This is a genomic window from Bdellovibrio sp. MYbb2 (assembly GCF_056175685.1).
Genome location: NZ_JBJKJI010000001.1, coordinates 1,548,147 through 1,572,394 on the forward strand (window position 1 = coordinate 1,548,147; position 24,248 = coordinate 1,572,394).

The 24,248-nt window shown below is 48.7% G+C and carries 20 protein-coding genes and 5 tRNA genes; 22 read left to right on the top strand and 3 right to left on the bottom strand.

Annotation, left to right across the window (positions count from 1 at the left end; genetic code table 11):
- Nucleotides 1–5: 5 nt before the first annotated feature.
- From purM to AC04MQ_RS07430, 4 genes are all read left to right on the top strand, one after another.
- A complete protein-coding gene (purM, locus tag AC04MQ_RS07415; RefSeq protein WP_015092029.1) occupies nucleotides 6–1,007 on the top strand; it encodes a phosphoribosylformylglycinamidine cyclo-ligase in 1,002 nt (333 codons plus the stop codon).
- Nucleotides 1,008–1,179: 172 nt separating this feature from the next.
- Nucleotides 1,180–2,193, top strand: a complete 1,014-nt coding sequence (locus AC04MQ_RS07420; protein WP_015092028.1) for a hypothetical protein — start codon at nucleotides 1,180–1,182, stop codon at nucleotides 2,191–2,193.
- Between the two features lie 409 nt (nucleotides 2,194–2,602).
- Nucleotides 2,603–3,460 carry an alpha/beta hydrolase-fold protein gene (locus tag AC04MQ_RS07425; RefSeq protein WP_475391747.1) on the top strand — a complete coding sequence of 286 codons (858 nt, stop codon included), beginning with the start codon at nucleotides 2,603–2,605 and terminating at the stop codon, nucleotides 3,458–3,460.
- Between the two features lie 102 nt (nucleotides 3,461–3,562).
- A complete protein-coding gene (locus AC04MQ_RS07430; protein WP_015092026.1) occupies nucleotides 3,563–4,000 on the top strand; it encodes a methyl-accepting chemotaxis protein in 438 nt (145 codons plus the stop codon).
- Here the strand turns inward: AC04MQ_RS07430 and AC04MQ_RS07435 are convergent.
- Both AC04MQ_RS07435 and AC04MQ_RS07440 read right to left on the bottom strand, forming a co-directional pair.
- Nucleotides 3,969–5,900 (bottom strand): acetyl-CoA hydrolase/transferase C-terminal domain-containing protein, encoded by a 1,932-nt coding sequence (locus AC04MQ_RS07435; protein ID WP_015092025.1) that lies wholly within the window; start codon nucleotides 5,898–5,900, stop codon nucleotides 3,969–3,971. The genes AC04MQ_RS07430 and AC04MQ_RS07435 overlap by 32 nt on opposite strands.
- Nucleotides 5,901–6,015: 115 nt before the next feature.
- Entirely contained in the window at nucleotides 6,016–6,255 is a 240-nt protein-coding gene (locus AC04MQ_RS07440; RefSeq protein WP_015092024.1) for a hypothetical protein, read from the bottom strand.
- 147 nt (nucleotides 6,256–6,402) lie between these two features.
- Between AC04MQ_RS07440 and pyrF the strand changes: the two genes are divergently transcribed.
- From pyrF to rplL, 14 genes are all read left to right on the top strand, one after another.
- The gene (gene pyrF / locus AC04MQ_RS07445) at nucleotides 6,403–7,122 is read left to right on the top strand and encodes an orotidine-5'-phosphate decarboxylase (RefSeq protein ID WP_148278857.1); all 720 of its coding nucleotides are present in this window, start codon (nucleotides 6,403–6,405) and stop codon (nucleotides 7,120–7,122) included.
- Nucleotides 7,109–8,002, top strand: a complete 894-nt coding sequence (locus AC04MQ_RS07450; protein WP_015092021.1) for a TrmH family RNA methyltransferase — start codon at nucleotides 7,109–7,111, stop codon at nucleotides 8,000–8,002. Before pyrF ends, AC04MQ_RS07450 begins: the two co-directional genes overlap by 14 nt.
- A 67-nt stretch (nucleotides 8,003–8,069) precedes the next feature.
- A tRNA-Thr gene (locus AC04MQ_RS07455) sits at nucleotides 8,070–8,145 on the top strand.
- Nucleotides 8,146–8,172: 27 nt separating this feature from the next.
- Nucleotides 8,173–8,258 (top strand) — tRNA-Tyr (locus AC04MQ_RS07460).
- Between the two features lie 71 nt (nucleotides 8,259–8,329).
- A tRNA-Gly gene (locus AC04MQ_RS07465) sits at nucleotides 8,330–8,406 on the top strand.
- 15 nt (nucleotides 8,407–8,421) lie between these two features.
- Nucleotides 8,422–8,496, top strand: a tRNA-Thr gene (locus AC04MQ_RS07470).
- A gap of 59 nt (nucleotides 8,497–8,555) precedes the next feature.
- Nucleotides 8,556–9,746, top strand: a complete 1,191-nt coding sequence (tuf, locus tag AC04MQ_RS07475; RefSeq protein ID WP_015092020.1) for an elongation factor Tu — start codon at nucleotides 8,556–8,558, stop codon at nucleotides 9,744–9,746.
- A gap of 247 nt (nucleotides 9,747–9,993) precedes the next feature.
- Nucleotides 9,994–10,069 (top strand) — tRNA-Trp (locus AC04MQ_RS07480).
- A gap of 33 nt (nucleotides 10,070–10,102) precedes the next feature.
- Nucleotides 10,103–10,480: a preprotein translocase subunit SecE gene (gene secE, locus AC04MQ_RS07485; protein ID WP_015092019.1), complete on the top strand. Its 378-nt coding sequence runs from the start codon at nucleotides 10,103–10,105 to the stop codon at nucleotides 10,478–10,480.
- Between the two features lie 10 nt (nucleotides 10,481–10,490).
- On the top strand, nucleotides 10,491–11,024 hold the full coding sequence (nusG, locus tag AC04MQ_RS07490) for a transcription termination/antitermination protein NusG (protein WP_011165365.1): 534 nt from the start codon (nucleotides 10,491–10,493) through the stop codon (nucleotides 11,022–11,024).
- A 62-nt stretch (nucleotides 11,025–11,086) separates the two neighbouring features.
- Nucleotides 11,087–11,509, top strand: coding sequence for a 50S ribosomal protein L11 (gene rplK, locus AC04MQ_RS07495; protein WP_038448239.1), 423 nt, complete (start codon nucleotides 11,087–11,089; stop codon nucleotides 11,507–11,509).
- 12 nt (nucleotides 11,510–11,521) lie between these two features.
- Nucleotides 11,522–12,229: a 50S ribosomal protein L1 gene (gene rplA, locus AC04MQ_RS07500; protein WP_475391753.1), complete on the top strand. Its 708-nt coding sequence runs from the start codon at nucleotides 11,522–11,524 to the stop codon at nucleotides 12,227–12,229.
- Nucleotides 12,230–12,462: 233 nt separating this feature from the next.
- A complete protein-coding gene (gene rplJ, locus AC04MQ_RS07505; RefSeq protein ID WP_015092015.1) occupies nucleotides 12,463–12,990 on the top strand; it encodes a 50S ribosomal protein L10 in 528 nt (175 codons plus the stop codon).
- Between the two features lie 81 nt (nucleotides 12,991–13,071).
- Nucleotides 13,072–13,437, top strand: coding sequence for a 50S ribosomal protein L7/L12 (gene rplL / locus AC04MQ_RS07510; RefSeq protein ID WP_015092014.1), 366 nt, complete (start codon nucleotides 13,072–13,074; stop codon nucleotides 13,435–13,437).
- 380 nt (nucleotides 13,438–13,817) lie between these two features.
- Here rplL and AC04MQ_RS07515 read toward each other — a convergent pair whose 3' ends face one another.
- Nucleotides 13,818–14,573, bottom strand: a complete 756-nt coding sequence (locus tag AC04MQ_RS07515) for a hypothetical protein (protein ID WP_041577926.1) — start codon at nucleotides 14,571–14,573, stop codon at nucleotides 13,818–13,820.
- Nucleotides 14,574–14,806: 233 nt separating this feature from the next.
- Here AC04MQ_RS07515 and rpoB point away from each other — a divergent pair, with 233 nt between their 5' ends.
- From rpoB to rpsG, 4 genes are all read left to right on the top strand, one after another.
- Nucleotides 14,807–19,045: a DNA-directed RNA polymerase subunit beta gene (gene rpoB, locus AC04MQ_RS07520; RefSeq protein ID WP_475391756.1), complete on the top strand. Its 4,239-nt coding sequence runs from the start codon at nucleotides 14,807–14,809 to the stop codon at nucleotides 19,043–19,045.
- A 29-nt stretch (nucleotides 19,046–19,074) separates the two neighbouring features.
- Nucleotides 19,075–23,202: a DNA-directed RNA polymerase subunit beta' gene (gene rpoC, locus AC04MQ_RS07525; protein WP_475391758.1), complete on the top strand. Its 4,128-nt coding sequence runs from the start codon at nucleotides 19,075–19,077 to the stop codon at nucleotides 23,200–23,202.
- 182 nt (nucleotides 23,203–23,384) lie between these two features.
- Nucleotides 23,385–23,759 carry a 30S ribosomal protein S12 gene (gene rpsL / locus AC04MQ_RS07530; protein WP_011165356.1) on the top strand — a complete coding sequence of 125 codons (375 nt, stop codon included), beginning with the start codon at nucleotides 23,385–23,387 and terminating at the stop codon, nucleotides 23,757–23,759.
- 10 nt (nucleotides 23,760–23,769) lie between these two features.
- On the top strand, nucleotides 23,770–24,243 hold the full coding sequence (gene rpsG / locus AC04MQ_RS07535) for a 30S ribosomal protein S7 (RefSeq protein ID WP_015092010.1): 474 nt from the start codon (nucleotides 23,770–23,772) through the stop codon (nucleotides 24,241–24,243).
- Nucleotides 24,244–24,248 lie beyond the last annotated feature (5 nt).

Below are 24,248 nucleotides of genomic sequence, written 5' to 3' on the forward strand. Positions count from 1 at the left end.
AAGCCATGACGACTGTGACTTTGGACTATAAAAATGCAGGAGTTGACATCACCAAGGCCGATGCCTTCGTGGAAAGAATCAAAAATCTGGTGCCGACCACTTTCAACGACCAGGTTCTTCAGGGCATTGGCGGCTTTGCTGCCGTTTACAAACTGACTGAAGAAAAGTACCTGGCTTCCTGCACAGACGGGGTGGGTACGAAGTTGAAACTGGCGCAAACTCTGAACAAACACCACGGCATCGGAATCGATCTGGTGGCGATGTGTGTGAATGACCTTTTGTGTGTTGGTGCAAAACCGTTGTTCTTTTTGGATTACATGGCCTTTGGAAAGCTCGACACCAAAGTCAGTGAAGAGCTGATTGCCGGAATGGTCGATGGCTGCCGTCAGTCCGGGATGGCTTTGATCGGTGGTGAAACGGCTGAAATGCCCGGCGTGTATCAGGGGAATGAATACGACCTTGCAGGCTTCAGTGTGGGCGAGATGTCTCCGGCGGATCTGTACGATGAAAAAGACATGAACGAAGGCGATGTGCTGATCGGGATTGCGTCTTCAGGTTTTCACTCTAATGGTTATTCCCTGCTCAGAAAGCTTGTGCAACAGGACGAAACCGAGCTGATGCAGGAACTGCTGACGCCCACGCGTATCTACGTGAAGCTGGTCAATGAGCTTCGTCGTCAGTTCCCGATGGCGATGGTGGGCGCGTCTCATATCACCGGTGGGGGCATTCACAATATCCCGCGGATGAGTGAGAAGTTTGATTATGATATTTCCGGCTGGCCGGCATTGAATGAAATGGCTCCGGTCTTTGGAAAAATCATTCCGCGCGCGAGTCTTTCCGGGGAAGAGCTGTATCGCACCTTCAACATGGGGGTTGGATTGGTTCTGCTTATCAAGAAAGAGCAGGCCGAAGTCGTACAAACATGGTTGGCCTCCCAAGGAGAGAAGCACTGGCGCTTAGGCTCCATACAAAAAGGCACAGGTCTAATCGCCCCCTCGCGTCACTAGGGGCTTGCTGTCTCTGCCTTGCCTATATTGGCAGAGACAGCTTTTCCGTCTGCAGATCCCCTGTCTAAATCCTGATCACTGGGACCATTCTTTCATATCCTATTTTTAATATGGACTCACATTCTGGGAGTGGGCTATACCAGTCGCCTGTTCATTACAAACGGAGTTTAAAATGATGAATAAGAATGCTTACTTGGTATTGGCGGCAACAGGGTTGTTGATGGCCCCTGTTTCTGGTTTCGCACAAACTTCCACCACGTCTGTGAATACAAATTCCAGCACAGTGAAAATGGAAGACCTTAAAAAGGCTGACGAAAAAGAAAAGGACATCGACAGTGAAATCACTGACGCCCGCATGAGAGCTCAATTGGGTTCCAAATCCAAATGGTCTTTCAAATCCAGCCTGGCGTACTCTGGTGGTTCTGTTGAAGAGCCTCTAAGTGGTGTTCGTCCAAACTACCGTGCTTCCGCAACTATCGAAGCCATGACAACTCTGTCTGGTGATGTTGGTGTCAACTACCGTTTGGGTGAGCGTGACAATATCAGCTTCGGTACGGGCGTGACCGTGGTGGATCCTCTTCACGGTGATATCGTGAAGCCTGCAGAAGACACTCGTAAAGGCCGTAAAGGCACTTTGGCTCGTTATGAAGTTTCCACTCCTTACCTGAGCTGGAGCCGTGGTTACCGCGCGTTCGACACTCAGATGATCTCCAGCATGCAGTACAGCCATGCGACAGACAGTGATTCTATCAACCTGACCAAAACATTTGGTGCAGCAAGCTTCAGCCAGACAGTTCTGGCGAACTTCGGTCAATCCAAGTGGAATGGTGGAACAAGCTTTACTTTGGGTAAGAGCTTCTACACTGGGGACCTGGATGATCCGAACATGGTTGCGGCAGCCAAAGCGGGTAAATACAAACGCTCTGACATGAGCTTCGGTTTGTTCCCGTTCCTTCAGTACACTTTCAACGACCGTTATTCCTTCAGAACCGTGTTTGGTTACTTCCAGTTCGCACGTTACGAAGGTTATGCTGATAACTATCAGTTGGAACCATATCAGTCTGTTGGTACCGGTATCTCTATCACTCGTGATATCTACCTGTATCCAAACGTACAGTTCACACCAAAAGACATCCGCGCAGACCGCACAAACGTAGCATTGTCTGCCAACCTGAACTTGTTCTAGTTCCGGTCGGTGAAAAGGGGGCATCTGACTGCGTTGTCGGTGCCCGTCCTCTCTCCGACGTGCTTGGAGCACGCCTGCGTTGCGGGCGGTCGCCTCCGCCTTGCATCTGCCCCCTTTTGACCAACCTTGGTTCCCGGTTTTTGGGGGCGGGGAACGGGGAGTTGGCTTTGAGGCAGGTCGTTTTTGGAGATTTTTGTTGAGGATATTTAAGTTTGAAAAAGGCTCCCCTGCGGGGCCTTTTTTTGTTTGGGAGCCAACCGGGGTCATACCTTGGTTGGCTTTTTGTTTTTTGGGGTTTGGGTTGTTCCTTTGTCTGGTGTTGGGGGGCAGGTTCAGGAATTGGGGTGGAGGTCGTGGGTTGCCTTTTGGCTGCGATTCGGCGAGCCTTATTCTTGTGCGGAGGTGACTGATGAAATTCGCAGTAGGGATGCTGGCGTTTTCTTTGGTGGTGTTTGCTTCAAATGGATTTGCAGGGACGCAGCCGGTCTGTGGAACCCAAACAACTTCTTTGGGTGATTCTTATGACTATTGTGTTCATACCGGGAATCGGGCGAAAACCCAGGATGTGGTTTATTACTTTCATGGACTGTGGGGGAATGCCCGGCAGTTCTTTGATCAGCGTCGCGACACTTCTTGGGTGTTGAAGCGCTGGGCTCAGTTGGGTTATGAGCCGTCTGTCGTAACTATTTCGTTTGGTGAAATCTGGCTGTTGGTTAATAATCAGAAATTCCCATTGTTGCCGGTTTTCCAAAACGAGATGATGCCGTTTCTTGAAGGCAAAGTCGGCGGCCTGGGCAGTGGACGGCGTCTGCTGATGGGGGAATCCATGGGGGGCTTTAATGCCTCGCAGGCCTCGTTGCAGTTGCCGGCAACCTTTTCCAAGGTCGCGCTGTTGTGCCCGGCTCTGACTGTGATCGGGCCTTACTCTTCCCAGCAGGATATTGATAAATACATTGCCCGCACGAAAGCGCTGCGTTCGCGCGTGAATTTGATGCTGGGGATTTCCCGCGAGGTTTTTGCTGACGAGGCGGACTGGCAAAATCACAACCCCTTCAATCTGCTTAGTCGTTATTCGGGTCTGATCAAGCCGGTGTTCTTTGTGTCGACAGGTCTGCAGGACGAGTTCGGCTTCCAGGAAGGATCTGCCGAGTTTGTGAAGGCGGCTCAGGCTGCGGGAATGTCTGCGACCTGGAGTCCCCTGGCCGGGGGGCACTGCAAATACAACCGTGAGGCTGTGGCGCAGTTTTTCCTAAGTCGCACCCGCTGAAGTGAACTGAAGAACTTTTGGACGTTTCTCAAACAGAAACGTTCCCTGGTGGATACTTATATTTAACGAGTTTAACCTTCGGGGCTGGGATATAATTTAGGTATGAAAACATTCCGTCCGCGCCGCAAGTTGATCGTCAATCGCGAAGTGCAGTTTGATGTGGTCATGCACGTCAGCCTTTTTGTGGCTGTACTGTTTCTGGCCCAGCTTTTTGCGGCTTGGTTGTTCATTGGAAAGATTCAAGAGCTGGCCGGAACCGGCGCCTTTTCAATGATGTCGGTTCAAGAGTTTATTTCCCGCTATAAAACCGTTTTCCTGGTCTATCAGCTGATCCCGGTGTTGTTGGGGCTGGTCGTGGGCTTTTGGTATTTCAACCGCATGACCCGCAGAATTGTAGGTCCTCTTTTCAATATCAAACGCACGGTCAAGCGCATGGCGGATGAAAATCTTGATTCGGTTGAAATTCACCTGCGTGAAAATGACTACTTTCAGGATTTGGCTCAGGATATCAACGTGGTTCTGCAGAAAAAGCCGAAGTGATCCGGCCCTTGCTTTGTTCCAGGGCCCCCAACACCAGCTTTTGAAAGAGTCGTTCTTTCAATCCCCGGGGGCGATCCAGTTCCATTCTTTTCAAACAGTCCTGATACTCGATAGCCTCGGTTTTCATTCCCTTCTTCAGCAGGCCCAGAAGCTTGCCCAGGGATTCTTCCTGAGCCTGGCGCAGTTCGCCCAATGCCAGCGCCAGCAGTTCTTCATCCAGGGTAAAATCACTGCCAAATGCAAAAGGCGGGAACAGGCGATCAAAGCCTGCATCGCGGGCCTGATTTAAAAGTTCGGCCGGAGTATTGTGGCGGGCCCATTCCGGAATCTGATAGTCAGATCGCAGCTTGCCTTCTTTCTGGGCTTTGATTTTCAAAGACTCCTGAAATTCAGAATCGGCGATATTCAGCAGTTCTTTGATGACCTCTTCGTCGGTCTTTCCGCGCAGGTAAGCGATACCATATTCGGTGATCACGATGTCGCGCAGGTGGCGGGGGATGGTCAGTTGTCCGTGTGACCACAGGATGTTGGAATGACGGCGGCCCTTGTGCAATCGGGTCGAGCGCAACATCAGCACCGAATGAGCCCCTTCCAGTTCGTGCGCCATGGCCACAAAATTATACTGCCCACCGACGCCGCTGACCACGGTCCCGCTTTCCAGAGTGTCCGAGGCCGCCGACCCCAGCAGGGTGACGTTCATGCAGGTGTTGAAGAATCTGGCTTTGCGCCGCTGGCGTCGCAGGGCCAGTTCGTTGCCGTCGTAAAGATCGTTGACGATGGACACGCGGGTCATGTTCAGCCCGTCAAATTCCTCGCCCTGCAGGTGGCGCAGCCACTTGTAAAGCTCGGTGGATCCCAGGAAGAATGCACCATGCAGATAGCGCATTTGCTTCGAAGCGGGCTCTTGCACCTGACGCTTCAGAATCCCGGCCTTGCGCAAATTCATAAAGCCATCCATCACCATTTCGCTGGTTCCGTACAGGCCTTTTTGAAAGGGTTCGCGCTGCAGGTGAAGTTCGCGGGCGTGGCGGCGGTGCTGCCAGATTTTTTCTGACAGCACTTCATAGTCTGCGTTCTGCTGATGGCGAAGGCAGGCTGAATACACCAGCGCTTCAGACAGCGAACCAATCCCGATCTGCAGGGTCCCGTCATCCTCCAGCAGGTGGCTGGCGAAAAAGCCGATCAGATGATCTGTCCAGTCCACCGGGGTTCGTGGCAGGGCAAAAAGCCTGCGATGTTGTGTCGGGTCGTCCACGATCATGTCAAAATAGTCGGGACCAACCTCGGCATCTGTTCCCAGAAAAGGCAGCTCGGGGTGAACCACTCCCAGCAGCAGAATTTTTTTGCCGGCTTTGCGGTATTGATCCATCACATCCAAAGTCAGATCCGGATTGCAGCTTAGGCTGTAGCGCGGGCCCTGATCTGTCTGGCGACGGGCCACCAGCTGCAAAATGACTTCGATGTTGCAGTCGACCAGGTACGCAGCCACATGGGTGTAGTTCAGACTGACGTAATCCTGCTGGGCTGAGTCGGTGTGCAGCGCCTGACCCGCCTGAAAGTAAAATTCATGAATGCGGATATGGCGGGGAAGTTCGCCATGACGGCGGTCTTTCAGATATTCAAAAGCCGGGTAGTCGGGACCGAAGTGGCGTTCCAGAAAGGGTGAAAGAAAACGGCGCTCCAGATCGCTTTGCGGGGAAGGAACATCCAGGGAAAGTGCGGTGTAGATTTCAAGACGGCGTTCGGGCAGTTCTTTGACCCGGTTGTACAGCAGGTTGATCAGCTGATTGGGCTTTCCCAATCCCAGAGGGGTGGCAATACGAATCTCACGCCCCAGAGTGTTCAGGAGCTCATCCACAGCCGTTTCAAATGAATGGAACTGACGGGGTTTCTGGACCATACCCTATTGAAAACCCGAGGCTGCCAAGTGCAAAGCCTTAAATGCCGAATTTGTATTTTAAACGGCAAAAAAAGAGGCTGCCTTTTCGGGGCAGCCTGCTTTGTTTCTTGGGCGACTATTGGCAGTCGTTTTTGATCGCTTTGTCAGCGTTCTGATAACGAGCATAAAGCTCTTCGTACTGGTCCATGTAAAGCTCAAGAGTGTCAGAGTTTCTTGTGCTTCTCATTTTTTCGCGGATCCAGTTCATTTCCTCAGCAAGTTTGGCTTTGTAGGAAACCAATTGACCGCAGGAAAGAGCGGCTTGGGAAGAGGATGCAGCGCCAACGATGGCCAAAGCGATAAGAAGAGCTTTCATGGATAATCTCCTTGTAAGTTAATAAATTCGGATTTCGGGGCGAACCTACTAACGCAGGACATGAAAGACAATCTTTGATGCCGCAGGAATAATTTTTACATAATCGGGGATTGCATTTATGATGGGTTCGTCTTCCCAGGAGTTTCCGTGAACAAAAATCAGCGTGCTCACCCCATGAAAAATCCGATTATTTTGGCTCTGGATGTCGATACTCGCGACCAGGCCCTGAAAATTGCCGACGATGTTTCCGATATCGTCGGAGGCATTAAGCTGGGGCCGCGTTTGTGCCTGCGTTATGGAATGGAATTCGTCAAAGAAATGGCGCAAAGAGCGCCGATTTTTCTGGATAACAAGCATTTCGACATTCCCTCGACGATGGAGGCTGCGGTGCGCGCCAGTTTCGAGGCGGGTGCGTCCTTGGTGACGGTGCATGCCCTGAGTGGCAAAGAGGCTCTGACTCGCATGGCAGCGGTCGAAAAAGAGCTGAATCAGCAGCGTCCGTTCCGCATTTTGGCGGTGACGATTCTGACTTCCTGGGATCAGGATTCGCTGCCGGTGAATATGAAATCTCAACCGATTGCCCAGCACGTGACGGAGCTGGCGACTTTGGTGAAGGATTCGGGCTTGTCCGGTGTCGTGTGTTCCCCTCACGAATTGGACCTTTTACAAAACCGAGATCTTTACCTTGTCACTCCGGGAATTCGCTTTAGTATGCAGGATTCCGGCGATCAAAAACGTATCATGGGACCTAAAGAGGCACTGCGTGCAGGTGCTTCAGCGCTGGTCGTGGGTCGCCCTATTCTGGAAGCTTCCAACATCAAGGAAGCGGCCACTGATTTTGTGATGGCAATGTATGAAGAAAAATAACTCTCGTCCGTCTGGCAGAAATAACTCTCAACGTTCTCAGCAGGGTGGTCGCCCGCAGCAGGGGCGTCCTCAAGGCGCGGGTCGTCCGCAAGGGGGTCGTCCCCAGGCTCACGCTCCTCGTGAAAATCAGATCCCGCGCGACTGGCGTGTGGTGATCGGTACGCATGCGATCAACGAGGTGTTGAAGGTGCGTCCGAAGCAGGTAAAGGGCTTCTGGATCCGTCAGGGCTTTGAAAATTCGGGCGATCTGCGCGACATGAACGACCTGGCGCTAAAACATCATATCAAAGTTGAATTGAAGGCTGAAGCGGTGCTGGAAAAGTTCGGTCCGTCCCAGCAGGGTGCCGCGATCTTTGTCGATGGCGCTCCGGAATTTGATATGGCTGGTCTGGAAGGTCTGGATAAGTCCATGGTTCTGATCCTGGACGGCATCGAAGATCCTCACAACCTGGGTGCGATCCTGCGAACTTCCTGGTTGGTGGGGGCTCATGGGGTTCTGATTCCGGAAGACCGCGCGGTCGGTTTGACGCCCACTGTACATAAAGTGGCTTGCGGTGGTGTGGAGCATGTTCCGGTTGAAGAGACCACGAACTTTGCTAACTATGCGGAAGAACTTAAAAAACAGGGCTATTGGATCTATGGTTTGAGTCCTCGCGGAAAGCGATCTATTTTCGAATTAGAGCTTCCGGACAAGGTCGTTTGGGCAATTGGTTCAGAAGACAAAGGAATGAGAGTGACAACGGAACGCCTTTGTGATGAATTAGTATTCATACCGCAAGCTAGTTCTTCGGCGAGTTATAATGCCTCAGTGGCGACAGCCATGGCACTAACTGAGACCCTTAGACAGCATGCGCCGCGCGGAAATCGAAAAAAATCGTAATCTGTCGAATAATTATCTTTGACGGACGTTCTTTTTCTCCGTAAAACATTTCGGTTATCTCAGTAAGGCTGGTTTAGCTCAATTGGTAGAGCAGCTGATTTGTAATCAGCAGGTTGCGGGTTCGAGTCCCATAACCAGCTCCAAATTTTTCTGGGTAAGCATTCACAAGTGGGTAGGTGCCCGAGTGGCTAAAGGGGACGGACTGTAAATCCGTTGGCTTATGTCTACGAAGGTTCGAATCCTTCCCTGCCCACCATTTTTTTGAATGTTTTCCCGGAAAAGTTTTGAAACAGAAGAGAAGAAATTCTCTTCGGGCGTTCTGAAAGGGCGGGAATAGCTCAATTGGCTAGAGTATCTGCCTTCCAAGCAGAGGGTTGCGGGTTCGAGACCCGTTTCCCGCTCCAAATTTCAGAACAAATGCCCATGTAGCTCAGTGGTAGAGCACACCCTTGGTAAGGGTGAGGTCGTCGGTTCGGCTCCGATCATGGGCTCCACTTAATTGGCTTTTATTTTTTAAGGTTAAGATAAATAAAAAATCTCTGCAGGAGGACAAATGTCTAAAGAGAAATTTACACGTAATAAACCGCACGTAAATATCGGCACAATCGGTCACGTCGATCATGGTAAAACAACTTTGACTGCTGCTATCACTACTACTCTTGCAGCAGCTGGTAAAGCTCAAGCGATGGCTTACGATCAAATCGATAAGTCTCCAGAAGAAAAAGCTCGTGGTATCACGATCTCCACTACTCACGTTGAGTACGAAACTGACAACCGTCACTACGCTCACGTTGACTGCCCGGGTCACGCTGACTACGTAAAAAACATGATCACTGGTGCCGCTCAAATGGACGGAGCTATCTTGGTAGTTTCTTCTGCTGACGGTCCAATGCCACAAACTCGTGAGCACATCCTTCTTGCACGTCAAGTAGGTGTTCCTGCTCTAGTTGTATTCATGAACAAAGTTGACATGGTTGACGATAAAGAACTTCTTGAGCTAGTTGAGCTTGAAGTTCGTGAGCTTCTGTCCAAATACGAATTCCCTGGCGATGATATCCCAGTTGTAAAAGGTTCTGCATTGAAAGCTCTTGAAGGCGATCAATCTGAAATCGGTCGTCCAGCTATCATGAAATTGATGGATGCTTGCGATACTTATATCCCAGCTCCAGTTCGTGCAGTTGATAAGACTTTCTTGATGCCAGTAGAGGACGTATTCTCTATCTCTGGTCGTGGTACAGTTGTTACTGGCCGTGTAGAGCGTGGTATCGTTAAAGTTGGTGACGAGATCGAAATCGTTGGTATTCGTCCAACTCAAAAAACTACTGTAACTGGTATCGAGATGTTCCGTAAACTTCTTGATGAAGGTCAAGCAGGGGACAACTGCGGTGTTCTTCTTCGTGGTACTAAAAAAGAAGACGTTGAACGTGGCCAAGTACTTGTTAAACCAGGTACAGTTAAACCACACAAAAAATTCAAAGCTGAAGCGTACATCCTGACTAAAGAAGAAGGCGGACGTCACACTCCATTCTTCAACGGTTACCGTCCTCAGTTCTACTTCCGTACTACAGACGTTACTGGCGTTTGTACTTTGAAAGCTGGAACTGAAATGGTTATGCCTGGTGATAAGATCGAAGTTTCTGTTGAACTTATCGCTCCTATCGCTATGGAAAAAGAGCTTCGCTTCGCGATCCGTGAAGGCGGTCGTACAGTTGGAGCTGGTGTTGTTACTGAGATCCTTGAGTAGTAATAACGCAGCGTAAGCTAAGTATTAATCACCCGGGGGACTCCTTGACAAAAGGGTCCCCCTCGGTGTTTCTTGGCATTCTCAAAAAAAGGTCCCAAAAGCCCTTTTTTTGACGTTTTTGTAGTCTCAATTGGTTTTTTCCTAATGAGAAGTGATCCAGCGCAAGGCGCGACGAGGAAAGCGTACCGTGGTACGCCGACGAGGAAGCAACGCAGTCGATGGGTCAATTGTCATTAGGAAAAAGTGCAGGGGTGTAGCTCCAGCGGTAGAGCGAACGACTCCAAATCGTTAGGTCGTGGGTTCGAATCCCTCCGCCCCTGCCAATATTGACTCCATAACTTTAGGGATGAGGAATAATGGAAAAGGCCAACTCTAAGATTTTGACAATCAGCTTTGCACTTGCAGCTATCTTGGTCGGTTTGACCGTCTCTCTTCTAATCAAGGCATTCGCTGGCGCATTCGGTGTGGTGGCTCGTGCTGCTGACTCTGATATGGTTCGCCACGGGATCCCTGTTTTGGCAGGTTTCGCGTTGTTTGCCGCTCTTCAGTTCAACCCACGTGTTCAAGCTTGGGGCGAAGAGGTTGTTTCTGAGATCCGTAAAGTAGTTTGGCCTTCTCGTAAGGACACAACGGCTATGACCATCGCTTGCGTGGTTATGGTTCTTATCTCCAGTGTTATCATCAGTTCCTTCGATCTGATCTCTGGCTTCTTAATCAACTTTCTTATGAAGTAAGGACGGAACCATGGAAAAAAAGTGGTACATCGTTAACGTTCAGACCAGCTGTGAAAACACGGCTAAAAAAGCCATCGAAGAAAAGATCAAATCTTCCAAAATGGAAGAGTTCTTTGGCGAAATCCTGATCCCTGCGGAAAGCGTAGTGGAGCTGGTAAAAGGTCAAAAACAGACCAAATCACGTAAATTTTTCCCGGGTTATATCTTCGTTCAGATGTTTTTGAATGATGAGACTTGGCATTTGGTACGTAATTCGTCTAAAGTCACGGGCTTCGTGGGCGGCACTAAAACCCGTCCTCCGGAAGTTCCGGAGGCTGAAGTTCTTCGTGTGACCCAGCAGATGGCTGGCGTTGCTGAAAAACCAAGACCGAAAGTGAAGTTCGCTGTAGGTGAGAACGTGACTGTTATTGACGGTCCATTCTCCAACTTCCAGGGAACAGTTGAAGAGATCAACGAGGACAAAGCGAAGCTTAAAGTTCTTGTGAGCATCTTCGGTCGTCCGACTCCAGTTGAGTTGGACTACATTCAAGTAGAAAAACCATAACCAGAAGCCGCATAGGGCGGCCGATGGATATTAATTAACACAACCTCTTGCAGGAGTGGGTCATGGCAAAAAAAGTTACAGGAATGATCAAGCTGCAGATACCGGCAGGGAAAGCTAATCCAGCTCCACCCGTTGGACCGGCGCTCGGACAGCATGGGGTAAACATCATGGAATTCTGTAAGCAGTTCAACGCTCGTACACAAGCGTTGGGTGATAGCATCATCCCTATCATCATCACTGTTTATCAAGACAGATCGTTTACTTTCATCACAAAAACACCACCGGTGTCTTCTTTGATCAAAAAGGCGTTGAAACTGGAATCCGGTTCCAAACAGCCTCAGAAGGACAAAGTTGGCAAAATCAATAACGATCAAATCAAGCAAATCGCTACAACGAAATTGCCTGACTTGAACTGCTTGAAAGTTGAATCCGCAATGTCCCAAGTTGCTGGTACAGCTAAAAGCATGGGCATCGACATCGCGTAAGGGTGGTATAAGATGGCAGGCAAAAAATTCGCAGCAGTCGCTAAAAAAGTTGATTCTGCAAAAAAGTACACTGTTGAAGAAGCATTCAAACTGGTTGTTGAAACAGCTCCAGCTAAATTTGATGAATCTATCGACGTAGCATTGCGTTTGGGTATCGACCCTAAGCAATCTGACCAACAAGTGCGTGGAGCTATCGCTCTTCCTCACGGTTTGGGCAAAGAAGTTAAAGTTGTTGTTTTCGCAAAAGGCCCGAAAGAGGCTGAAGCGAAAGCAGCTGGCGCTGACTTCGTAGGCGCAGACGACCTGGTAGCAAAAATCCAGGGCGGCTGGTTGGATTTCGATAAATGTATCGCGACTCCGGACATGATGGCGACTGTTTCTAAAGTTGCTAAGATCCTGGGGCCTCGTGGTTTGATGCCGAATCCAAAAATCGGTACTGTAACTATGAACGTTGGTGAAGCTGTAACTGCCGAGAAAAAAGGTAAGTTGGACTTCCGCGTTGATAAAGCAGGTATCGTACACGCTGGTATCGGTAAGAAATCCATGGGCGATGCTAAACTTAAAAATAACTTCATGACTTTGTTGGGAGCTATCGTTAAGGCTAAACCAGCATCTTCCAAAGGTATCTACCTTCGTTCTATCGCTGTAGCGTCCACTATGGGCCCAGGCGTTAAGATCGAGCCAAACGCAGCAGCTGCTGCAACTGGCGCTAACCCGTAAATTTTAAGGCTCTGAGCGTGCTCAGGGCCTTGTTTTTTATCCGGTTATTTTGTATTAGTTCATAAATTTATTGCGATCAGAGACAGTAGGTTTCTTTCAGTGGATGTAATCCCTCGTTTGTGAGGGGCCTACCGAGATAAGGCAAAAAGGTTCTATGCGACCTCCAAACCGACCTGATTCGCACAGGCCCCTTCGCAAGAAGGGCAAAAAGTCTAATGAAAGGAGGCTCACTTATGATCACTCGCGCAGATAAAGAGCAGGAGATTAAGCTAATCACGGAGAAATTCGGAAAAGCTAAAGGAGCTTTCATCGTCGACTTCAAAGGCATCAAGGTTGAGCAAGTTACTAACTTGCGTAAAAAATTGAATGCTGCTGATTCCGAGATGAAAGTTGTTCGTAATACTCTTGCAAAAAGAGCGTTCAAAGATCACCCGGCTATTGAAACAGCATTTGCTAATTCAATGAAAGGTACTAACGCCATCGTATTCTCTTACGGTGAGGTGAACGCGACTGCAAAAGCATTGGCTGATTTTGCTAAGGATGTTGAAATCCTTCAAATCAAGTCCGGTGTTATGGACGGTGCTGCTTTGGATGATGCTAAGATTAAATTCTTGGCGACACTTCCGGGCAAAGACCAACTCCGCGCTATGTTCCTCAGTACGCTATTGGCTTCTGGCTCTGCACTTGCAAGATGCTTGAACGCTTACGCTGAGAAACTTGGTGGTGGTGCTGCTAGTACTGAAGAAGCTCCACAAGCATAATGCTTGCGCTCCGATGTTTCGGGGCAAATGGTGCTGAATATTTGAATTTTTAAATAATTTTTTATATCCCTGGAGGATAAAATGTCTCTGACTAACGATCAAATTGTTGAAGCGTTGTCTGCTAAAACTGTTCTGGAAATCGCAGAACTTGTAAAAACTTTGGAAGAAAAATGGGGCGTTACTGCTGCTGCTCCAGTTGCTGCTGCTGCAGGTCCTGCTGCTGTAGTTGAAGAGAAAACTGCTTTTGATGTTATCCTTGTTGACGCTGGCGCCAACAAAATCAACGTTATTAAAGAAGTTCGTGGCTTGACTGGTTTGGGTCTTGCTGAAGCTAAAGCCCTTGTTGAAGCTGGTAACAAAGCTGTTAAAGAAGGCGCTACTAAAGAAGACGCAGAAAAAATCAAGAAAGCTCTTGAAGCTGCGGGCGCGAAAGTTACTGTTAAGTAATTTCTGCCACTTAGTTTATACTAATGCCGAAAGCCTCGTGGAAACACGGGGCTTTTTGCATTTTGGCCTTCGCTTTACCCTTCGTTGGGATTGGGCTGGGGGCTTAGGGATGCAAAACCTTTCGGACAGTCCTCGCGCGGTGGGGTCTTTTTGTTTTGCGGTAGTATTTTATTTTTAGTTTTCTGAGTGCTTGGGTGGTTTTTCGGGCGCTGTGGAACTCAGGTTTTGCATCCCTAAGCCCCCAGCCCAATCCTAACGGGGCTTGCGGTGGCCAAAGTGCGAAAAAGCCCCTTTGTTGGGTGCTTTGGACTTAGATTTTTGGTTTTTGAGATTATTAAGGCCCCTTGTGGGGCCTTTTTTTTGTTTGTGGGTGGTTGTTTTTACCAGGCGAAGCCTAGTTTTATGCCGAAGGCTTCTTGGGTTTCTCGGTCGGATCTGTCCCATTTGATGTCTATGTGGCTGTATTCGATGGCGGCTCTAAGGCCTTTTTGATGGGTGCTTAGGCCCACGGAATAGTAACTGTGATTTCCTTCGTCGTCATAGGGGCCGAAGGTTCCATTGGTGCTGGTGATGCTTGTTTTAACTTTGTGGAATTCGTAGATGTAGGAAAAGTAGGGGACCAGGTACTCGTATTTGTACCCTAAGCTGACGCCGGCTTGGGAGGTGGTGATGTCCGACTTGGCTTTGGCGTCGGTGGTGTTGTTGCCCAGGTAAAATGCGTCGGTTGTGGTTTCACTTTTTGTTCCGTAGGCGCCCATCAGGGAGCCGACCCACACTCGGTTTTGAGTTCCGTGGTTCAGGAACTGGAATCTAGCGCCCCACAGGAAGTTTTCCAGATAGACTTCTATCCCTTTGAAAACACTCACGCTTGCGTCGAATCCGACGTTGTTTGCGCCGGTCACGAAGTCGCTGGCGTCAATGTCGCTGTTGATCAGAACCTTGTCGCGCAGGGGTGGGTTTGAGTTGATGTCGTTGACCAGGGTCACTCGGGTTTCCGAGGCCATGACCACGGCGGCATGCCCTTGCCACTGTTCGTTGGATACCACTGGCATGTTGAAGTGGGAGGCGCGCATGCTGATGGAATGTGAACATGCTGACAAACTAAGCAAACTTAAGGCGAGCAACGCTCTAAACATGGGGATCCTTCCTTCGGCTTTTTAAGCCTATGATGCGTCCTTGTTACGGGCTACTGATTAGCTGCAAAACTCGACTTTACACGACGCAATAACCATCCATTTTTGGAGTGTCTGAAGTTTTTGGAAAGGCACCAAAAACCTTCAGAATCACTTGCTTTATTGAAAACTTAGGGTAGTTTGAGATACTTGCGTTTTTATTTAATGTGGGCCTTGGAACATTCCCCCCGAAGCGAATGTCCGATTTTCTTATCACGGAGAGTACATTGGAAAAAACTCCAGTTACGGCTTCTAACATTCGAGTTAGAAAGTCATTCGCGAAAAATAAGCAAGTCATTGATATTCCAAATCTGATTGAGTTGCAGAAATCTTCTTACGAAGCTTTCATTCAAAGAGATATGGATCCAGATCGTCGCGGCGATGCTGGTCTTAATGGCGTTTTCAAATCTGTTTTCCCAATCACAGATTTCAACAATACAGCAAGCCTTGAGTTTGTATCTTACACTCTGGAGCCAGCTAAGTACGACGTGGACGAGTGCCGTCAGCGTGGTATGACTTTCGCTGCGCCAATCAAGGTGACTCTTCGTCTGATCGTTTTCGATGTTGATGAAGAAACTGAAGCACGCAGCATCCGTGACGTGAAAGAACAGGAAGTTTATCTGGGCGAAATCCCTCTGATGACTGCCAACGGTTCCTTCATCATCAACGGTACTGAGCGCGTTGTTGTTTCCCAGTTGCACAGATCTCCGGGCGTGTTCTTCGATCACGACGGTGGTAAAAACAATGCTTCCGGTAAACTGATCTACTCTGCACGTGTGATCCCTTATCGTGGTTCATGGTTGGATGCTGAGTTTGACCAAAAAGATCTTATCCACGTACGTATCGACCGTCGTCGTAAGTTCCCAGTTACAATCCTTCTTAAGGCTTTGGGTTACAACTCTGAGCAATTGCTGGAATACTTCTACGATCTTGATGAAGTTTACGTTAAGGGCGGCAAGCTCTTCCGTAAGTTGGACATTGAGCGTATGTCCGGTCAAAGAGCATTGACTGATATCGTTGATCCAAAATCCGGCGAAGCGCTGGTTAAAGCGGGTCGTCGTATCACTCGTGCGATCGTTAAGAAAATCAAAGATCTTGATATCACAGAGCTTGATGTTCTTCCGGAAGATTTGGAAGGCAAAGTTCTTGCGAAGCCATTGATCGATGAATCCACCGGTGAGATCATTGCTGATGCGAATGCTGAGCTGAACGCTGCTATCATCAAGCGTTCCATCGAAGCTGGTATCGAAAGCTTCTTCATGATCTTCTTCGACGGTTTGACTGTGGGTCCTTACCTGCGCAACACCCTGTTGGTTGATAAAGTCTCCAACAAGGAAGAATCTTTGGTTGAGATCTACAAACGTCTTCGTCCTGGTGAGCCTCCAACTTTGGAAGCGGCTACGACATTCTTCGGCCGTTTGTTCTTCGATCCAGAGACTTATGACCTTTCTGAAGTTGGTCGTATCAAGATCAATCACAGATTCGGTATCTCCATGGACGAGTGTCCGCCGTCTCACAGAACACTGACTCACAAGGATATCCTGAGCACCATCAAAACTTTGATCGATCTGAAAAATGGTCGTGGTGTTATCGACGATATCGATCACTTGGGTAACCGTCGTGTTCGTTCTGTGGGTGAGCTTCTGGAAAACCAATACCGTATCGGTTTGGTTCGTATGGAGCGCGCTATCCGTGAACGTATGTCCCTTCAGGACGTTGAAACAATGATGCCTCACGATCTTGTGAACGCGAAACCTGTGAACGCCGTAGTAAAAGAATTCTTCGGTTCTTCCCAGTTGTCCCAGTTCATGGATCAGACGAACCCACTTTCTGAGATCACGCACAAACGTCGTTTGTCTGCTCTTGGACCTGGTGGTTTGACTCGTGACCGCGCTGGTTTCGAAGTACGTGACGTACACCCTACGCACTACGGACGTATCTGTCCTATCGAAACTCCAGAGGGTCCAAACATCGGTTTGATCGCTTCCCTGGCGACTTACGCTCGTATCAACAACTATGGTTTCATCGAGACTCCATACCGTAAAGTTGATGCTGGTCAGGTTTCCAAGGACATCAACTATCTTTCTGCATTGGAAGAAGCTGGTCACCACATCGCTCCTGCGGCTCGTGACGAAGCTGGCAACAAAGCCATCCAGACTGCAACTACCATCACTCGTCGTGACGGTGAGTACGAGATCGTTGATAAAGACAAAGTTGCTTTGATGGACGTTTCTCCATCTCAGTTGGTTTCCATCGCAGCTTCCCTGATTCCATTCCTGGAACACGATGACGCCAACCGTGCCTTGATGGGATCGAACATGCAACGTCAAGCGGTTCCACTGCTTCGTTCTCGCGCACCACTTGTTGGTACGGGCGTAGAGCGTTTGGTTGCTCGTGACTCCGGTACCTCCATCGTTGCTCAAAACGATGGTATCGTTGAGGAAGTGGATGCTTCCCGTATCGTTATCCGTCGTTTCGCCAAAGGTGGCGAGCTGGGTGCGAACGTGGACATCTACAATCTGACGAAGTATCAGCGTACGAATCAAAATACCTGCTTCAACCAAAAACCAATCGTAACTGTTGGTGACAAGATTTCCAAAGGCGACATCATCGCTGACGGTCCTTCCACTGAACTTGGTGAATTGGCATTGGGTCAGAACATCCTTGTGGCGTTCACCCCATGGCAAGGTTACAACTTCGAGGATTCCATCTTGATTTCTGAGCGTCTGTTGAAAGACGACGTTTACACTTCCATCCACATCGAAGAATTCGAGTGCGTGGCTCGTGACACGAAATTGGGTAAAGAAGAGATCACTCGCGATATCGCCAACGTCGGCGAAGAAGCGCTTAAAGACCTGGACAGCTCTGGTATCATCCGCATCGGTGCGGAAGTTCGCCCTGGCTTCATCCTGGTTGGTAAAGTGACTCCAAAAGGTGAAACTCAGCTTTCTCCAGAGGAAAAACTTCTAAGAGCGATCTTCGGTGAAAAAGCCGGCGACGTTCGTGATACATCTCTGCGTGCGCCATCCGGCGTATACGGAACTGTTATCGATGCTCAAGTTTACTCTCGTGAAGGCGCAGACCGCGATGAGCGTCTGTCCCTGATCATCGAAGAGAAAAAACGCAAGCTTGAAAAAGACTTGGCGGTTGAGCAGAACGTTATCAAAAATAATGCTATCTCCAAACTTCGCGACATCCTGGTTGGTAAAACAACAACAGGCGTTCTTCTGAATGAAGACGGTTCTCAGAAGTTGTTGAACAAAGGTCAGGACATCACTGAGGCGGATCTAGAGACAGTTCCATTCGAATTGTTGAACTACATCCCTCTTGAACAAGACCTTGAGTTCCAGGTGAACAAAATCATCGACAATGCTCGTAACCAGTTGGATGCAGTTAAGCTTGTGTTCAATGAAAAGATCGATCGTCTTCGTAAAGGTGACGAATTGCCTCCGGGCGTGATCAAAATGGTTAAAGTTTACGTTGCTATCAAACGTAAAATGCAAGTCGGTGACAAATTCGCCGGTCGTCACGGAAATAAGGGTGTTGTCTCCAAAGTATTGCCTGCGGAAGACATGCCTTACCTTGCTGACGGTACTCCAGTAGACATGGTTCTGAACCCACTGGGGGTTCCTTCTCGTATGAATATCGGTCAGATCCTTGAGGTTCACTTGGGTTGGGCAGCGCACAACCTTGGTAAACAACTGGGTGCTCATCTGGACAAGTGGAATGCAGAGAATGCTCGCACAGAGATGAAAGACATCTTCAGCGACTCTGATATCTCCGCGAAGCTTGATAAAGCAGACGATGCTTCATTGAAGTCCATGGTTAATCGCATGAAGCACGGTATCCACGTGGGTACGCCAGTGTTTGATGGTGCCCGTGAATCTGACGTGAAAGGTTTGCTTGCAAAAGCGCAAGTGCCTTCTTCCGGTAAGTCCGTTCTATTCGACGGTCGTACAGGGGAGCCGTTCACGAACCCGGTTACCGTGGGTATCATGTACATGCTGAAACTTCACCACTTGGTGGAAGAGAAGATCCACGCTCGTTCTATCGGACCTTACTCACTCGTTTCTCAACAGCCATTGGGCGGTAAAGCTCAATTCGGTGGTCAGCGTCTCGGGGAGATGGAGGTTTGGGCGATCGAAGCATACGGTGCTGCATACTCTCTGCAAGAGTTCCTGACTGTTAAGTCAGATGACGTTGCAGGTAGAACTCGTATGTACGAGAGCATCGTGAAGGGTGAAAATATCCTTGAGCCAGGCTTGCCTGAATCCTTCAACGTATTGGTGAAAGAGCTTCAATCTCTGGCACTGAACGTGGAGCTGATGGAGTCTGACATTCTACGTGACCAGGATGAAGATTTTGGTGACGAAGAAGTGATCGAGGTAGAACCAGTTGCGCCGGTTGCGTCTAAAGACGAACCAGAGCAGCACTAAGTTTAATAATTTAACAACAGGGGTGTTCTTTGAGAGACTTGTTGAATTTTTTCGATAAACCAAAAGATCCACTTTCGTTTGACGCCGTACGAGTTTCGTTGGCGTCACCTGAAATGATTCGTGAATGGTCATTTGGTGAAGTTAAGAAGCCAGAAACTATCAACTATCGTACTTTCAAGCCTGAGCGTGACGGCTTGTTCTGTGCGAAAATCTTCGGTCCTATCAAGGACTACGAGTGCTTGTGCGGTAAGTACAAACGTATGAAGTACCGTGGCGTCGTCTGTGAAAAGTGCGGCGTTGAAGTGACTCAGACCAAGGTTCGCCGTGAGCGCCTTGGTCACATCGAATTGGCGACTCCAGTAGCCCATATCTGGTTCCTGCGTTCTTTGCCTTCTCGTATTGGTAACCTTTTGAATCTTTCTTTGAAAGACGTTGAAAAGGTTCTTTACTGTGAAGCACACGTGGTTATCGATCCAATGGAAACTACATTGGAAGAAGGCCAGGTATTGACTGAAGAAGCATTGCAAGCGGCTCTGAATGAGTTCGGCCCATCCTTCAAATACGGAATGGGTGGCGAGGCAGTTCGTGATCTTTTGAAAAAAATCGATCCTGAATACCTTTCCCGCAAACTTCGCTTGGAAGTTAAAGACACCAAGTCTGAAGCTGGTATCAAAAAATTGACTAAACGCCTGCGCGTTGTTGAGGCCTTCAAAGGTTCCATCAACAAGCCAGAGTGGATGATGTTGGAAGCACTTCCGGTTCTTCCTCCTGATCTTCGTCCATTGGTACCTCTTGATGGTGGCCGTTTCGCGACGTCTGACCTGAATGATCTGTACCGCCGTGTAATCAATCGTAACAACCGTTTGAAACGTCTTCAGGAGCTGAACGCTCCAGACATCATCATCCGAAACGAAAAGCGTATGCTTCAAGAAGCAGTGGACGCTTTGTTGGATAACGGTCGTCGCGGTAAGACCTTCACTGGTCCGAACAAACGTCCTCTTCGCTCCCTTTCTGATATGTTGAAAGGTAAGCAGGGTCGTTTCCGTCAAAACCTTTTGGGTAAACGTGTAGACTACTCTGGTCGTTCCGTTATCACCGTTGGACCTACTCTGAGACTTCATCAGTGCGGTCTTCCGAAGAAAATGGCTCTCGAGTTGTTCAAACCATTCGTTTACAACAAACTTGAAGAAAAAGGTCTTGCGACCACTATCAAACAAGCCAAACGCTTGGTTGATCAGGAAACAGTTGAAGTTTGGGATATCCTTGCTGACGTGGTGAAAGAGCACCCGGTTCTTCTGAACCGTGCACCAACCCTGCACAGACTTGGTATCCAGGCGTTCGAGCCTGTTCTTCACGAAGGTAAAGCTATCCAGTTGCACCCGTTGGTATGTACGGCGTTCAATGCCGACTTCGACGGTGACCAGATGGCAGTTCACGTTCCACTTTCTGTGGAATCCCAGGTTGAAGCACGCGTTCTGATGATGTCCACGAACAACATCCTTTCTCCTGCCAACGGTAAACCTATCATCAATCCTTCCCAGGATATCGTGTTGGGTATGTACTGGTTGACTCGTATGCGTCCGGGCGCCAAAGGATCAGGCAAAGCCTTCTCCAGCGTTCAGGAAGCTCAATACGCGTTTGAAACAGGTCTGGTAGACCTTCAGGCGGTATGTAAGGTTCGTATCAACGGAACTCTGCAAGAGACCACAGTGGGTCGTGCAATCCTTTCTGATATCGTTCCTAAAGAAGTTCCGTTCAACGAAGTGAACGTGACAATGGGTAAAAAACAGATCGCGGCCCTGATCGACAAGACTTTCCGTCTTGCCGGTGCAAAAGCGACCTGCATCCTTGCTGACAAGATCATGGAATACGGCTTCAAGTATTCAACTGCAGCAGGTATGTCCATCGGTATCGATGACATGGTGATCCCGGCGGCGAAAGCTCCGATGATCGCTGACGCAGAAAAACAAGTTACTGAGATTCAGCAGCAGTATGACGAAGGTTTGATCACAGATGGTGAGCGCTACAATAAAGTGGTCGACATCTGGGCGCAGACTGCAGACAAAATTGCTAAAGAAGGTATGAACGCGATCGAAAAGCAAACATTCAACGTGAATGGTAAAGAGGTTGTGGGTCCTTCCTTCAATCCAATTTACATCATGGCTGACTCCGGAGCCCGTGGTTCCGCTGCTCAGATCCGTCAGTTGGGTGGTATGCGTGGTCTGATGGCGAAACCTTCCGGTGAGATCATCGAGACTCCGATCACTGCAAACTTCCGTGAAGGTTTGACAGTTATCCAGTACTTCATCTCCACGCACGGTGCGCGTAAAGGTTTGGCCGATACCGCATTGAAAACAGCGAACTCCGGTTACCTGACTCGTCGTTTGGTTGACGTTGCTCAGGACGTTGTTGTGTCCGAGATCGATTGCGGTGTTGAAGATGGTTTGGAAATCACTCCGATTTACGAAGCGGGTGAGATCGTACAAAACATCGGTGACCGTATCCTGGGCCGTACAGCTTTGAAAGACGTTGTTGATGCAGCGACAAACGAAGTTGTGGTTCGTGCTAATCAGGAAATCACTGAAAATGACGTTAAGATCATCGAAGGCCGTGGTATCGACAAAGTCGACATCCGTTCTGCTCTTATCTGTCAGTCTAAACGCGGTGTTTGCGTGAAGTGCTACGGACGTGATTTGTCCCGTGGTGCGACTGTGAACCTGGGTGAAACAGTGGGTATCATTGCCGCTCAATCCATCGGTGAGCCGGGTACCCAGTTGACGATGAGAACGTTCCACTTGGGTGGTGCGGCTTCTCGTGCGGTTGAACAATCTGTTCACACATCCCGTTATGACGGTGTTATTAAACTACAAAACGTTCATGCAGTGGCAAACCGTAACGGCAAGCTGACTGTGATGAATCGTAACGGTTCTGCTCTTGTGATCGACGAAGCGGGTCGTGAGCGTGAAAACTTCAAGCTCGTATACGGCGCTGTTTTGAACTTCAAAGAAGGCGACAAAGTTGCCAAAGGTCAGACTGTTGCGGAATGGGATCCATATTCGAATCCAATCATCGCAGAGGTTTCTGCGAAGATCCAATATCAGGATATCGAAGAAGGTTCCACAATGCAGGAGCAAGTGGATGCGGTAACTGGTTTCGCGACCAAAGTTATCATGGAATCCAAGTCTTCCGATGTTAAACCAACAGTGTTCCTTGTGGACGGTGCTGGCAAAACATTGAATCTTCCTGGTCGTGATATCCCGGCTCGTTACCTGATCCCAGTTGGGGCTCAGTTGCTTGTTGCGGATCAACAGGAAGTGCATGCGGGTGACGTAATCGCGAAGATGCACCGTGAAGCTTCGAAAACGAAGGATATCACCGGGGGTCTTCCGCGCGTTGCCGAATTGTTTGAGGCTCGTAAACCGAAAGAAGCAGCTATCATCTCTGAGATCGATGGTTATGTGACATTCGGTAAAGACGTTAAAGGTAAACAACGTGTGATCGTAACTCCTGAAGTGGGTGAGCAAAAAGAATACCTCATCCCTAAAGGTAAGCACGTTGCTGTAAGAGAAGGTGAGTACGTAAGAGCCGGTGAGGCTTTGATGGATGGTCCAACAAATCCTCATGACATTCTGGCGGTTCTGGGTGCTAAAGCCTTGTCTGCATACCTTGTAGATGAAATCCAGGAAGTTTACAGACTTCAAGGGGTTGGTATCAATGACAAGCATATCGAAGTCATTGTTCGTCAGATGCTACGTAAAGTAGAAATCCGTGATGCCGGCGACAGCCGCTTCCTGGCTGGTGAGCAAGTTGAAAGATACGCTTACATGGAAGAAAACGATCGTATTAACAAAGAGGGTGGCCAGCCTGCTACTTGCAGCCCACTTCTTCTTGGTATTACGAAAGTTTCTTTGAGCACCGACAGCTGGATTTCAGCAGCGTCCTTCCAGGAAACTACAAAAGTTCTTACGGAAGCAGCGATCAATTCTCGTACAGATCATTTGCGTGGCCTGAAAGAGAATATCATCATGGGTCGTCTGATTCCTGCGGGAACTGGTTTGACATCTTACAAACGCTGGAAAGTGTCTGTGCATGAAGATGACGATATCGGCTTTGTTGCATTGCCGGGTATGACGTCTTCCGTACAGCCTCAAGGCTAAAGTAAGACCACCTGATCGCCGGCTTCACAGGCCGGCGTAGGGTAAAAAGCTCATGGATTGGGGACCTCACGCCGCTTTTCATGGATAAATGTAATTTTAACAACAAAGTCTTGACCTGGGCGTCGCCGAAATGTAAGTTCCAGCGTCCAGAACCGCATAATTGTTTTTAAGGGGTATATAAAGTGCCAACAATTAATCAGCTCATCAAAAGTGAGCGTACTGTTCAAAAAAACCAAACAAAATCACCAGCTTTGGACTCTTGTCCTCAGCGTCGCGGTGTTTGTACACGTGTTTATACAACGACTCCAAAGAAGCCGAACTCCGCTCTTCGTAAAGTAGCAAAAGTTCGTCTGTCCAATGGCTTCGAAGTTATCTCTTACATCCCTGGTATCGGCCATAACCTTCAAGAGCACTCCGTTGTACTAATCCGCGGTGGTCGTGTGAAGGATTTGCCGGGTGTTCGTTACCACATCGTGCGTGGGGTATTGGACCTTCAAGGTGTAAACGGTCGTCTGCGCGCCCGTTCTAAATACGGTACTAAGAGACCTAAGAAATAAGGATTGAGAGATGTCACGTCGTAAAAAGACCTTTAAAAGAGAAATCATTCCAGATCCGGTTTTCAAGGATCTAGTAATTGCTAAGTTCGTCAATAAAATGATGATTCAAGGTAGAAAAGCAACTTCTCAAAAGTTGTTCTACGGTGCTTTGAAAGAGCTTGAAGGCAAAGTTCAAGGTGAAGAGCCTTTGGCAGTTTTCAAAAAAGCTCTTGAGAACGTTAAGCCTTCTATCGAAGTTCGCTCCCGCCGTGTAGGTGGTGCTACTTACCAAGTTCCAGTAGATGTTCGTCCATCCCGTCGTTTGGCTTTGGCTATGCGTTGGTTGGTTGAGTACTCTCGCGAGCGCGGTGAGAAAGACATGGCGAAACGTTTGGCTGGCGAATTCTTGGACGCGTACAATAATAGAGGAAATGCTATTAAGAAGAAAGACGACGTTCACAGAATGGCTGAATCCAACAAGGCATTCTCTCACTACAATTGGTAATCTGT